The 11702-nt window shown below is 69.5% G+C and carries 10 protein-coding genes and 2 pseudogenes; 5 read left to right on the top strand and 7 right to left on the bottom strand.

The window, feature by feature from the left end; all coding sequences use genetic code 11:
* The 3 genes and pseudogenes from ACWCXX_RS34325 to ACWCXX_RS34315 form a co-directional block, all read right to left on the bottom strand.
* Positions 1–676, bottom strand: a 676-nt coding sequence (locus ACWCXX_RS34325) for a carbon-nitrogen hydrolase family protein (protein WP_451134171.1), incomplete at its 3' end; no start/stop codon positions are given.
* A gap of 435 nt (positions 677–1111) precedes the next feature.
* Positions 1112–1471, bottom strand: a pseudogene (locus ACWCXX_RS34320) (protein kinase domain-containing protein); the annotation flags it as partial.
* A 23-nt stretch (positions 1472–1494) separates the two neighbouring features.
* Positions 1495–2139: a hypothetical protein gene (locus tag ACWCXX_RS34315; RefSeq protein ID WP_451134169.1), complete on the bottom strand. Its 645-nt coding sequence runs from the start codon at positions 2137–2139 to the stop codon at positions 1495–1497.
* A 325-nt stretch (positions 2140–2464) separates the two neighbouring features.
* On the opposite strand from ACWCXX_RS34315, the gene ACWCXX_RS34310 reads away from it, so the two are divergent.
* Complete coding sequence (locus tag ACWCXX_RS34310) at positions 2465–2872, top strand: hypothetical protein (RefSeq protein ID WP_451134167.1); 408 nt, start codon at positions 2465–2467, stop codon at positions 2870–2872.
* Between the two features lie 11 nt (positions 2873–2883).
* Here ACWCXX_RS34310 and ACWCXX_RS34305 read toward each other — a convergent pair.
* The 4 genes and pseudogenes from ACWCXX_RS34305 to ACWCXX_RS34290 all read right to left on the bottom strand — a co-directional run.
* Positions 2884–3111: pseudogene (locus ACWCXX_RS34305) on the bottom strand (transposase); the annotation flags it as partial.
* Positions 3095–3433: a hypothetical protein gene (locus tag ACWCXX_RS34300; RefSeq protein ID WP_451134165.1), complete on the bottom strand. Its 339-nt coding sequence runs from the start codon at positions 3431–3433 to the stop codon at positions 3095–3097. The pseudogene ACWCXX_RS34305 and the gene ACWCXX_RS34300, both read right to left, overlap by 17 nt.
* A gap of 208 nt (positions 3434–3641) precedes the next feature.
* Positions 3642–4298, bottom strand: coding sequence for an HAD family hydrolase (locus ACWCXX_RS34295; protein ID WP_451134163.1), 657 nt, complete (start codon positions 4296–4298; stop codon positions 3642–3644).
* Between the two features lie 446 nt (positions 4299–4744).
* Positions 4745–5506 carry a DeoR/GlpR family DNA-binding transcription regulator gene (locus ACWCXX_RS34290; protein WP_451134161.1) on the bottom strand — a complete coding sequence of 254 codons (762 nt, stop codon included), beginning with the start codon at positions 5504–5506 and terminating at the stop codon, positions 4745–4747.
* Positions 5507–5914: 408 nt separating this feature from the next.
* Here ACWCXX_RS34290 and ACWCXX_RS34285 point away from each other — a divergent pair, with 408 nt between their 5' ends.
* The 4 genes from ACWCXX_RS34285 to ACWCXX_RS34270 are packed head-to-tail and all read left to right on the top strand — an operon-like array spanning position 5915 to position 11560.
* A complete protein-coding gene (locus tag ACWCXX_RS34285) occupies positions 5915–7447 on the top strand; it encodes an APC family permease (protein ID WP_451134159.1) in 1533 nt (510 codons plus the stop codon).
* Positions 7444–8877, top strand: coding sequence for an FGGY family carbohydrate kinase (locus ACWCXX_RS34280; RefSeq protein ID WP_451134158.1), 1434 nt, complete (start codon positions 7444–7446; stop codon positions 8875–8877). The genes ACWCXX_RS34285 and ACWCXX_RS34280 overlap by 4 nt, the downstream gene beginning before the upstream one ends.
* Positions 8874–10310, top strand: coding sequence for an FAD-dependent oxidoreductase (locus ACWCXX_RS34275; RefSeq protein WP_451134156.1), 1437 nt, complete (start codon positions 8874–8876; stop codon positions 10308–10310). Before ACWCXX_RS34280 ends, ACWCXX_RS34275 begins: the two co-directional genes overlap by 4 nt.
* Positions 10307–11560, top strand: a complete 1254-nt coding sequence (locus tag ACWCXX_RS34270; protein ID WP_451134154.1) for an NAD(P)/FAD-dependent oxidoreductase — start codon at positions 10307–10309, stop codon at positions 11558–11560. Before ACWCXX_RS34275 ends, ACWCXX_RS34270 begins: the two co-directional genes overlap by 4 nt.
* Positions 11561–11702 lie beyond the last annotated feature (142 nt).

Raw genomic sequence — 11702 nt, 5'->3', positions numbered from 1 at the left:
CGGAGACGACGAACGCCTGCGCCGTGAGTGCGTGGGTCTTCATCATGGCGTCGATCTGGATGTCGGCGACGGTCTCGAAGCCGGTCATGGTGGACAGACCGGGCCATGCTGCTGCGTGGATCTGCTGGCCCTGGGTGATCAGGGACTGCCGGGCCAGGTTCATGGTGTGCTCCCAGCAGGCCAGGCCGCCGATCCGGCCCAGAGCGCTGTCGAAGACGCTGAGGGTGGCGCCGCCGCCCTGAGCCCACACGATCCGTTCGGCGTAGGTGGGCTGGAGCTTGCGGTGAACCCCGAGAAGGGTGCCGTCGGGTTCGATGAAGACCTGGCTGTTGAAACACGTGCGGGTCCCCGCGAGCCGTTCGCTGACACCGAGAACGACGCCGACCCCGGCGCGGTCACAAGCGGCTTGGACCCGGGCGATCTGCGGACCGGGCACCTCGACGGACGCCTCGGCGTAGGCGGCGTTGGCGCCCTGCTGGTCCAGCGGGGCGTAGGCCTCGATCCAGTACGGGTAACCGGGCACGAAGGTCTCGGGAAACACCAGCAGGTCGATGCCTTCCCGGCCGGCCTGTTCGACGAAGCGGACGACCTTGCCGACGGTCGCCTCGGTGTCCATGAACACCGGAGCGGCGTGCACCGCCGCGACAGTTCGTTTCGTGGAAGTGGGAGATGGCATGTCGGAATCCTCCTCGGAAGTGGAGCGCACCGGCAGGAACAGGCCGTCGAGCGGTCCTTGGGGCGCGCGTCCGGATGCGGATGCACGGGTGAGCGGTGAGCCGGTCACGGAGAAGCCTGCCATCGTTCGCAGCAACACGTGCCTAAGGGCTGTCCCGTAATCCCCGGTGGATCAGCGCGCGGCGTCAGATGCGGTGCATCGCAAGGCGGAGGGGCGTCCGCATACTGGATGTATTCGGACGTTCCGACAACGCAGCGAGGTGCTGTAGCTGTCGTCGCGCGCCCGCCGGGGATTACGGGACAGCCCTTACGCTGACCGGTTCGGACAAGACACGTCAAGGGCCGTCAACTCCTGGCACGGGAGCCGGAGTTCGATACCGGCGCGCCGTCGGCATACTGCTGTGACCGCGTTCCGCCGGGCCGAACGTCACTCGGTGTCGGGCCGGGAGGCGACGTCCTCGACGAGGACGGACCGCAGTACGGGGCCGAGGACGCCCGCCTGCCGGGGCGGCGGGACGTCCTCCTCCAGGATCGCGGCCAGGGTGGCCAGGGTGGACGAACGGCACATCGGTTGGTGCCCCTCGACCGCGAGGTACGGCATCATCGCCAGTGACCACAGATCGGAGGACGGGTCGTCATCGTGGCCGCGCAGCCGTTCCGGGGCCATGCAGTCGGGGGAGCCGATGAGTTCGCCGGTGTTGGTCAGGCTGGTGGCCTCGCGCACGGCCGCGATACCGAAGTCGGTGAGCAGAGGTGTGCCGTCGGCACGTATCAGTACGTTGCCGGTTGGCCAGTCGTATCAGCCAAGTGGGAAACAGCTCAGTGGAAGACGATGGCATGACCGCCGGCCATGCTTGCTCGGCAGGCGCGGTAGAGCTGAAGCCAGGTGAATTTCTCCATGCTGAACGGGGCGTCGGGCTCGAGGTCGGCGAGGGCGGACTCCTCTGCGGCGGAGAGCGTGGCGTCGGCGTTGAGGTGGATGCCGAGTGATGGTGCGACGCCGGCCAGTTCGGCCAGCAGACGCTGGCTGGAGCCGACCATGCCGTGGCCGTCGACGCCCGCCTCCGGCTGGAGGAAGAGCGGCTCGCCGAAGTCGACCGGTATGTAGTAGCCCGAGTTGTCGGAGTGGCAGAGCAGATGGGAAGCGAACATGGCCGTCTCGTCGTGGATCTTCTGGCGGTCGCGGTCGTACTGCTCGTCGTCGACATCCGAGGCGGGGGTGAGGGGTTCGCCGCGCTCGGCGAGCACGAAGACCCGGCGCAGGTGGGTCAGATAGCTGTACGGGAAGCCCGCGGAGACAGCGGGTACGGCGGGCGGATCGCCGATCTCCGGCTCCTGCCAGGCGACACCATTGGCCGCCAGTGCCTCGGTAAGGCGCGCGAACGCGTGACGGTGGTACGCCAGTCCCTCGGCGTCGTTGCGCGCCTGGTCGTCCAGGAGCCCCACGGTGATAGAAAGTCCCATGGCAGCACAGAGTAACGATCACCACTGACAGCGGCCGGACGTCCCGGTGGTCGACGCGGTGAGTTCGCAGTTCGTCCGGGCCGTGGGGGAAACCGGTTGATCTCCGTCCCTGACCGCCCGAAGGACGCCCTCGCCGACTGGATGCGCATTCGTCCTCAGATCTCATGGCCGTATTGGAACAGTGCCCACCGCAGCCATGGACCACCGCACCATCGCGACTGACAGAATGGCCACCGGCAAGACGTGGCAGGGGGATACGGCCCCGTTCTGGCCAGGGGAGATCGGCAAGACGTGGACTGACAGCGTATGTGTCAAGGGGGAGCTGATGACTGTCACCGGGACGAGGGCCGGCCCCGGCATGAGACGGGTGCTGGGACGGATGGGGCGGTGCGTCCTGTCGTACGTCTTGCTGCACCTGGCCGTTTGGACCGTCATCGCGCTGGTGGTCCCGGACTCCACCTTCCTCGGTGGCATGAAGATCGGCCTGCTGATGCTGGCCTTCACCGGCATCCCCACGGTGCTCCTGGCGATCGTGACCGGACTGGCCCACCAGCACATGGAGGTCGCCCTGTTTCGGGCCCTGCTGGTCTTCCCCATGATGTTCTTTGCGCTGCCGCTCATAGGGGCGGCCACGGCCGAGCCGCTGATGCTCCAGGTTATGGCCCAGGTGGCCTTTGCGGTGTGGCTGATGCCCACGCCGCTCGTCCCGGAGAACTGGAAGGGACAGCCCTAGCAAGCCGATCACGGCCCGTAACGTTCGGGCAGATCCCGCCAGGCCGCCCCGGTGGCCCCAGCTTCCACGGGATCCCGTTGACCACCTGTCGGCGATCCCGCCCGGGGCGGGCCCATCCGCGACGGAGCCGGCAACGGCTCGATCACCGACCACGACTCATCAGCCGGCTCATGACGACGTGCAGCGAACGTGTCCGGGCCGGGGGACCGGGTGCCGCATCGGTCAGGGCTCGGCCGCACGGTCCGATGCCGCCGTGGCGAGCATGTTCCGCAGGACCTCGGGGGTCTCCTCGTTGCAGGGCCCCGGGCGCTCGGGGCCGAGACACACGTGGACGGTGTGATCGAGCTCTGCGACCGTGTCGAGCAGCGTGTGCAGCGTCTGGGCGACGTCGGCATGGTCGTTGCCGAACAGCTCGGCATCGACCAGCGGGGCGGTGGTTTGGGCGCGGTGCCGTATCTCCGTCAGCCCCAGGCCGAGGAGGCGGTGGAGTTCGCCCAGATCGGACACCGACGGGCTCGCACGCAGGATCACCACAGCCCGTGCCGCGGAGGGGTTGTCCATGTCCTCAACCTTACGACCCGGGAAATTCGTCTCCGGTTCCTGACGCAGTGACGGGTCTCCCTGCCGAGCGACCCGGACAGCAAGTTCGGCAGCGTCTCCGCTGTCGATCCCTGTGCGATCTACGCGGGCGGCGATTGCACGGCCGTCCCACTGCCGGGCGTGGCAGTGGTGGTCGTGGCGAAGGGCACCTGGGACAGCTCGTGTCGCCTCAGCGCCAGCGCTCGTGATGGATGTCTGCGGAAGCGGCGGTGAGTTTCGCGACCGAGCGCCGGGCGGCGTTGACAGTGACGGTCCGGCAGGCGATACGGGCGAGTGGGAGGTCGCTGGCCGAGTCGGTGTACAGGAGCGCGCCCTCCGGGACGAACCCCAGCGCCCGGACGGCATCGACCTTTGCTTCGCCCACGTTGTGGGTGACGAGTCGGGGCCCTCGGGGGGTGAAGTCGAGCCGGGAAGCGGCCAGAGGGATGCCGTGCAGCCCGACGCCGTCCAGAAACGCACGCGCGAGGCTCTCCTCCGAGGCTGTCGCCACGACGGTCGGACCACGATCGCGGGCGCATCGGCACCTTGCCACGGCCTGTGCGACCGCTGTCCGGGCTGCCATGGTCCGGCCCGTCGCGGCTGCCAGTTCCTCGTACTGGCTGCGGGTCATTCCGCGCAGCGCCAAGGCCACGATCGCCCGGTTCATCGCGGGCTTCAGCGCGCCGTCGGGCGGTGCTGCCGAGGCGAGCAGGAACGGTGGGATCGCAGCGGCGAACCGGAGGGGACGGGTTGCCAGCCGGGCTCTGACCAGCGAGGACATCGTGTCCTTGCTGGTCAGGACGCCGTCGAGGTCGAAGATCGAAGTGATGTCGTTGGCCGGGTTCACTGGGGGACGGCATCGGCTTTCGTCTCGACGGGAAGGTCTGCGGCAGCGAGCGTACTCACCTCGGCGACCACCGTGACAGGGAGCTCTCGCCATGGACGGCACCCACCGGGGCGAGGCCGACGTCGGTACGGCCGAAGATCTCGCGCCGCGCTGCCGCGTCGGCGCCTTCGGCTGCGGAGGATCGATTGCGGTGTCTCGGTCCTGCCACGATGCGCCACCACTCCGATTGCCCGAACATGTGGAAAGTTGACTGTTTCTGCCTGGGATTGTGGATGCGGTGGCCGGAGGGAGTCAAGGGGAGGTCCGGGGAGGGGCCGATGGATTGTCTGCGCGGCCACGACGGAACGACCGGATTTCTCGCGGCGCTCCTGGACGGGGCGGGACACCTGTCGAGTCGGAGGCGAGGGGGCCGTCGGTGCCGGGGGAAGCGGTTGGCTGCGCCGTCCTCAGGCCACGATGACGTTGTCGCCCGCCGCGCCGAGGGCGTCGCTCAGGCCGTCCGGGCAAGGGCTGTCGGTGATGAGGGTGTCGAAGCCGTCGAGTTCGCAGACGCGGTGGGCGGCCGTGCGCCCGAACTTGCTGGAGTCGGCGAGCACGTAACGGTGGGACGCGTTGGCGAGCATGGTGCGCTTCGTTGCGACCTCGTCGAGGTGGAAGTCGGTCAGTCCGTAGGAGGCGATGCCTCCGGAGCCCAGGAAGACGGCATCCGCGCGCAGATTGTCGAAGAACTCGACGGCCTGGGCATTGGAACAGGCCAGGTCGCCACCGCGCAACCGCCCGCCGCTGACCAGGACCTCGACGTGCGGACGGGAGCTGGCTTCGGCGGCCACGAGCAGGGAAGGGGTGGCGATGACGCCGACATGATCGGCGGGCAGCGCACGGGCCACCTCCAGGGCCGTGGTGCCGACGTCGATGACGACTGTCTGGTTGGGTTCGATCAGGGCCACCGCGGCCCGGCCGATGGCCTGCTTCTCGGTGAGGAAAGCGCCCCTGCGCTCGTTGAACGACGCCTCCTCCCCGACGGGCGGCCGGACGGCGGTGGCTCCTCCGTGGACGCGCGCCAGCTCGCCGCGGCGCTCAAGAAGGGCGAGGTCTCTGCGGATCGTCTCGGGGGAGACGCCCAGCAGGCCGGTCAGGTCGTCCGTCGTGATGAATTTGAGCCGAGCGATCTCGGCGACGATCCTGCGGTGACGCTCGGCTGCGAGCACGTCCGGCCCTCCCTGGATGACTGTTTCTGTGGAACCTTGACTGCATTCTAGTGCTCGTGCGACCTCTGGAACGTATCGGTGGCAATCTCAAAATTCTGCGCTTCTCCGCAGCTCAAAGCGTTTTCTGCGGAGGTGAACAGCGTGCGTTCGCCAGAGCGGGAGCGTGAACCCTTGACGGCAAACGGGCAAGGGGTCACACTCTCAGCAGTCAATAGTCCACACAAACGGTCACGAGTGGGCTGTCAACCGGCGTCGAGGTGGCGCGGACCGCGCGTCCTCGCGGCCGTCCCGCGGACAGGCACCAGCGCATCCCTGTAAGGGGGCCTCGATGCCGACCGCATTCGGTTCTTCGATCACCCACTGGCTCCCGTGGCGACGGCGGAGCACTCTGAAACAGGGAACGAGGTCATGGCCAAATCAGAAGCAGGTGCTCAGGCGCCAAGAACGACCGAGGGGCAGCAGGGCGGGGCGAACCAGGTGATGGCGCGGGAGCTGGGCTGGTACGCCTCGTTCTCCGTGGCGTTCGGGTTCGTGTCGATCGCCACAGGGATCTTCACGGCCTACGGCTCGGTGCTCGCCACCTCGGGCCCGCGCGGCATCTGGGCCTGGCCGATCTCCGTGATCGGCCAGCTCTGCGTCGCCCTCGTCTTCGGAGCACTGGCGGCGCGCATCCCGATCAGCGGCTACTCCTACCAGTGGGTGTCGCGGATCGTCGGGCCCGTGTGGGGCTGGATCATGGGCTGGATCTCGTTCGCCTTCCTCGGGGTCGTCGTGGTCGCCGTGGACTACACGATCGCCTCCACGATTCTCCCCGAGCTGTTCCAGTACATCGGCACGACACAGAACGCCTGGGTCATCACGGCCGGCGTGGTCCTGCTGCAAGCCCTGCTGGTCGCCGCGTCCACACGCATCACCCACAAGGTCAACAGCGCGGCAGTGACGGCGCAGCTCATCGGCATGATCGCGCTGACGGTGCTGCTGTTCGCGGTGGGCTACTTCACCGGCAAGCTCGACTTCACCCACCTGTTCGAGACCGGGACGATTCCGGAGAGCGGCTACTACGGCCTGGGCGGCGGAACCCACGCCGGCCCCTTCGCCCTGGCGTTCCTGCTCGGCGCGTTCACCATCGTCGGATTCGAGTCCGCGGCAAACCTGGCGGAGGAGACCAAGAACCCCGCCCGTGTCATCCCCAAGGCGATGGTCCAGGCCGTCCTCTCCCTGGGCGTTCTCGGCTTTCTCTTCCTGATCGCCGTGACCGCCGCCGTCGGCCGGGTCGACGGCGCCGCAGAGTCGGCCACCCCGGTGGCCACCGTGATCACCGCAGTGCTCGGATCCGTGGTGGGGAAGGCCCTCCTGGTCCTCGTCGTGGTCTCGATCTTCTCCTGCGGACTGGTGATCACCCTCAGCGGAACCCGCCTGGTCTACGCGATGTCCAGGGACGAGCGCTTCCCCGGCTGGCGCCTGCTCAAGCGCATCCATCCCCGGACGGCGACGCCGCTGAACGCCACCGTGTTCATGATGCTCATCGCGCAGATCGTCCTCGCGGTCTTCTCCCGTTCCACCGACGCCCTGTTCCAGCTGTTCTCCGCCGCCACCCTGCTGCCCGCCGTCATCTACGCCGGCACGGTCGCGATGTACGCGGTCAAGCGCTCCTCCCTGCCGCCGTCGCGCGGCTTCTCCCTGGGACGGTGGGAGGTCCCCGTCCTGCTTCTGGCCGCGGTCTGGCTGGTGTACGAACTGCTCATCTTCCGGGACGCCTCCTTCCGCGGGCCCTGGGCCTACGTCCTGGTGCTGTGCGGCATCGGCGCCGTCTACCTGGCCGCGCTCCTCGTCCGGCGCGGTCGCGCCGCCCTGACCATGCCGGACATGGCCGACGTCGACCGCGCCCTGGACAACGCCACCGCCCCCTCCGCGGTCGACCCGGAAGGGGTCCCGCGATGACCACGATCCTCGCCATCGACCAGGGCACCTCGGGCACCAAAGCCATCGTCGTCGACGCCGAGGACGGAACGGTCGCCATGGCCGAGGAGACCATCCGCCCCACCTACCTGCCCGGAGGAGGCGTCGAACAGAATCCGCACGAACTGCTCGATTCCGTCCTCACCGCCGGCCGCCGGGCCGTGAGCATGGCCGGTCGGCCCATCGATGGGGTGGCCCTGGCCAATCAGGGCGAGACCGTCCTGGCCTGGGACGAAGCCACCGGGACACCGCTGTCCCCGGCGATCGTCTGGCAGGACAGCCGTGCGCAGAGCATCTGTGCCGAGCTGGCCGAACACCGCGAGACCGTCGCGCAGCGCACTGGTCTCGTTCTCGACCCGTACTTCTCCGCGCCCAAGATGGCGTGGCTGCGCCGCAACCTCACCCGTGACGGGGTGGTGACCACCACCGACACCTGGCTCGTGCACCACCTGACAGGCGAATTCGTCACCGACGCCTCCACCGCCAGCCGTTCCCTGATCTTCGACCTGGACGGCGCGGCGTGGGACGGGCAGCTCGCCGACCTGTTCTCCCTCGGCGACGAGCGGCTGCCGCGCATCGTCGGCAGCGACGAGGTGGTCGGCACCACGCACGCCTTCGGGCAGGAGATGCCCGTGGCCGGCCTGATCGTCGACCAGCAGGCCGCTCTGGTCGCCGAGGCATGCCTGGAGCAGGGCACGGCCAAGTGCACCTACGGCACGGGCGCGTTCCTGCTGGCGAACGCAGGACCGGACCCCGTGCGCTCCAGCGCGGGCCTGACGACGTCGGTGGCCTGGCAGGCCGCGGGACAGACCCTGTACTGCGTGGACGGCCAGGTCTACACCGTGGCCTCGGCCGTGCGCTGGCTGCAGGACCTCGGACTTCTCCGGTCCGCCACCGAAATCGACGCGCTGGTCGCGGAGGACAGCGAAGGCGCCATGTGCGTCCCGGCCTTCGCCGGACTCGCCGCTCCGCGGTGGGCCTCCGAAGCCACGGCCTCCCTCACCGGCCTCACCCTGGCCACCCGCCGCGAGCACCTCGTCCTGGCCGTACTCCAGGGCATAGCCGCCCAGGTCACCGAGCTGACAGCCCTCGTCGGCCGCGACCTCGGCCGCCCCCTGAACAGGCTGCGAGTCGACGGCGGACTGACCAACTCCGCCGCCCTCATGCAGGCCCAGGCCGACATCGCCCAGCTCCCCGTCGACATCTACCCCAACGCGCACGCCACCCCCCTCGGCGCCGCCGCGCTCGCCCGCTGTGCCCTCGACCCCGCCCTCAGCCTCGAAGAGGCCGTCGGTGACTGGCAGCCGGCGACCGTCTACGAACCCCGATGGTCCGAAGACCGGGCCCAGGAGTTCCGCACCACATGGGCACAGGCCGCCGAGGCGTGTGCCACCAAGGGAGACCACTCATGACCCCCACCCCCCACCGTCCTCACCCCGAGGTCTTCGACGTCGTGGTGATCGGAGGAGGCATCGTCGGCTCGGCCGTCGCCCGCGAACTGTCCGGCTACGACGTCTCCGTGGCGCTGCTCGAAGCCCGCGACGACGTCGGAGACGGAACCAGCAAGGCCAACACCGCCATCCTGCACACGGGCTTCGACGCGAAACCGGGCACTCTGGAGTCCCGGCTCGTGGCTCGCGGCTACCACCTGCTGAGCGACTACGCCGAGGCCACCGGCATCCCCGTCGAGCACACCGGCGCCGTGCTGGTGGCCTGGAACCGGGAAGAGCTCGACGCCCTGCCCGGCCTGAAGGAAAAGGCCGAGGCCAACGGCTACGAGCACTGCCGCATCGTGGACGCGGACGAGGTGTACCGGGTCCTGCCCGAGCTGGGCGAGGGCGTGCTCGGCGGCCTGACCGTTCCCGACGAGTCCATCATCTGCACCTGGACCACCAACCTCGCCCTGGCCACGGACGCCAGGCAACGCGGGACGACGATCCTGCTCGAACACGCCGTGACCGGCATCGACGTGGGCGACGACGTGACGACGTTGCACACCGCCCGGGGCGACGTACGAACCCGCTGGGTCGTCAACGCGGCAGGCCTCGGCGCCGACACGATCGACCGGCTCCTCGGCCACGACCGCTTCACGGTCACCCCCCGCCGCGGCGAGCTGTTCGTCTTCGACAAGCTGGCACGGTCCAAGGCCGACAGGATCGTCCTGCCGGTGCCCTCCTCCCGCGGCAAGGGCGTGCTCATCTCCCCGACGATCTACGGCAACGTCATGCTCGGCCCCACCGCCGAGGACCTCACCGACCGCACCGACACCGCCACGTCCGAGGACGGTTACGACTTCCTTCTCGGCAAGGGCGCGCGGCTCATGCCGAGCCTGCTCACCGAGGAGGTCACCGCCAGCTACGCCGGACTGCGCGCCGCGATCGACCGCGACGACTACCTCATCGAAGCCACCCCCGAACAGCGGTACCTCCTCGTGGGCGGCATCCGCTCCACCGGACTGACAGCGGGCATCGCCATCGCCGAGCACGCCGCCGGGCTCCTGGCGGAAGCCGGTCTCGGGCTCCGCGCCCGCGACGACCTGCCCGCTCCGCCCCGGATGCCGAACCTCGGCGAAGCCACCACGCGCCCCTATCAGGACGCCGACCTCATCGCCGAGGACGCCGCCTACGGCACCATCGTCTGCTTCTGCGAACGGGTCACCGAGGGCGAGATCCGGGACGCCTGCCATGCCCCGGTGCCCGCGCGCAGCCCGGAAGGGCTGCGCCGGCGCACCCGGGCCATGAACGGCCGCTGCCAGGGCTTCTTCTGCGGCGCGGCCGTCGCGGCCCTGCGCACCCGACACCAGACCGACGACGGCTGCTGCAGCCAGCACAAGGACAACCGATGACCCACCAGCTGCCCCTTGTCGAGCCCGACGTCCTCATCGTCGGAGGCGGCCCCGCAGGGCTCACCGCAGCCGCCGAACTCGCCGACCGCGGTGCCGGGCAGGTCCTGGTCGTCGACCGGGAGAAGCAGGCCGGCGGCATTCCCCGGCACAGCGACCACACCGGATACGGCCTGCGAGACCTGCGCCGTGTGATGACCGGCCCCGCCTACGCCCGCCACTTGGCCGACCGGGCCGCACGGTCCGGAGCGGAGATCCGCACCAGCACCATGGTCACCGACTGGTCCGACCAGCACACCGTCGACGTCACCAGCCCCGGGGGCCGCTACCGGATCCGGGCCCGAGCCGTCGTCCTGGCGACCGGCGCCCGCGAAAGGCCCCGCACCGCACGCCGCATTCCCGGAGACCGCCCCCATGGGGTCTACACCACCGGACAACTCCAAAACCTCGTCCACCTCCACCACCAGCCCGTCGGCGAACAGGCCGTCATCGTCGGTGGCGAACTGGTCAGCTGGTCCGCGGCCATGACCCTCCGCGAAGCCGGCTGCACCCCCGCGCTCATGATCAGCGAGTACCCGAAGGCAGAGTCCTACGGCGCCTTCAACACCGTCGGCCGCACCATCCTCCGCGTTCCGGTCGCCACCCGCAGCCGGGTCACCCGGGTCATGGGCAAGGGCCGGTGCGAGGCTGTCGAGATCGAGCACCTCGACACGGGCAAGCGCCGAATCGTCGAATGCGACACCGTAGTCTTCACCGGCGACTGGATCCCCGACCATGAACTCGCGCGCTCCGCGGGCATCACCCTCGACGAACGCACCCTCGGCCCCCTCACGGACACCGCGCTGCGGACCAGCCGACCCGGAGTCTTCGCCGCCGGAAACATGCTCCATCCCGTCGACACCGCAGACGTGGCCGCCCTCGACGGCAAGCACGTCGCCCAGCAGGTCATCGACCACCTGGACGGAAGGCGTGCACCGGCCGAGGGGGTCCGGCTGATCGCCGACGCCCCGTTCCGCTGGATCGCACCGCAGATCCTCCGCCCCGGCGATCCGGCTCCGGCCCGCGAGCGGCTCCTGCTCTGGACGGACGAGTTCGTCCGCTTCCCCAGGGTGACGGTCCGCCAGGACGGCCGTACCGTCGCCCGCCGGACCCTCGCCTGGCCTGCGGCCCCCGGCCGGGTCTTCCGTATTCCGTCCTCGGTCCTCGACGGGATCTCCCACACCGGAGGCCCCGTCCACATCACCATCTGCTGATCGTCTCGGAATGAGCTTCGGAGCCGTTTCGAGCAGATGACGCCGAAGGCGGCAGTACCTGGCGCAGTCGTGGCCGCGGTCGGCGAACAGCCGGCCCGGCTGGGGCCCGGCCGGGGCCCGGCCGGGCATGGACCCCGCGGAT

It is taken from the genome of Streptomyces sp. NPDC001732, assembly GCF_053596315.1.
Note: the sequence above shows the minus strand (reverse complement) of the source record. Positions and strands in the feature narration are given on the sequence as shown.

Coding starts and splice junctions, on each gene's coding strand:
- ACWCXX_RS34315 (WP_451134169.1), bottom strand. CDS start 2,139: ATGGGACTTTCTATCACCGTGGGGCTCCTGGACGACCAGGCGCGCAAC.
- ACWCXX_RS34310 (WP_451134167.1), top strand. CDS start 2,465: ATGACTGTCACCGGGACGAGGGCCGGCCCCGGCATGAGACGGGTGCTG.
- ACWCXX_RS34300 (WP_451134165.1), bottom strand. CDS start 3,433: ATGGACAACCCCTCCGCGGCACGGGCTGTGGTGATCCTGCGTGCGAGC.
- ACWCXX_RS34285 (WP_451134159.1), top strand. CDS start 5,915: ATGGCCAAATCAGAAGCAGGTGCTCAGGCGCCAAGAACGACCGAGGGG.
- ACWCXX_RS34280 (WP_451134158.1), top strand. CDS start 7,444: ATGACCACGATCCTCGCCATCGACCAGGGCACCTCGGGCACCAAAGCC.
- ACWCXX_RS34275 (WP_451134156.1), top strand. CDS start 8,874: ATGACCCCCACCCCCCACCGTCCTCACCCCGAGGTCTTCGACGTCGTG.
- ACWCXX_RS34270 (WP_451134154.1), top strand. CDS start 10,307: ATGACCCACCAGCTGCCCCTTGTCGAGCCCGACGTCCTCATCGTCGGA.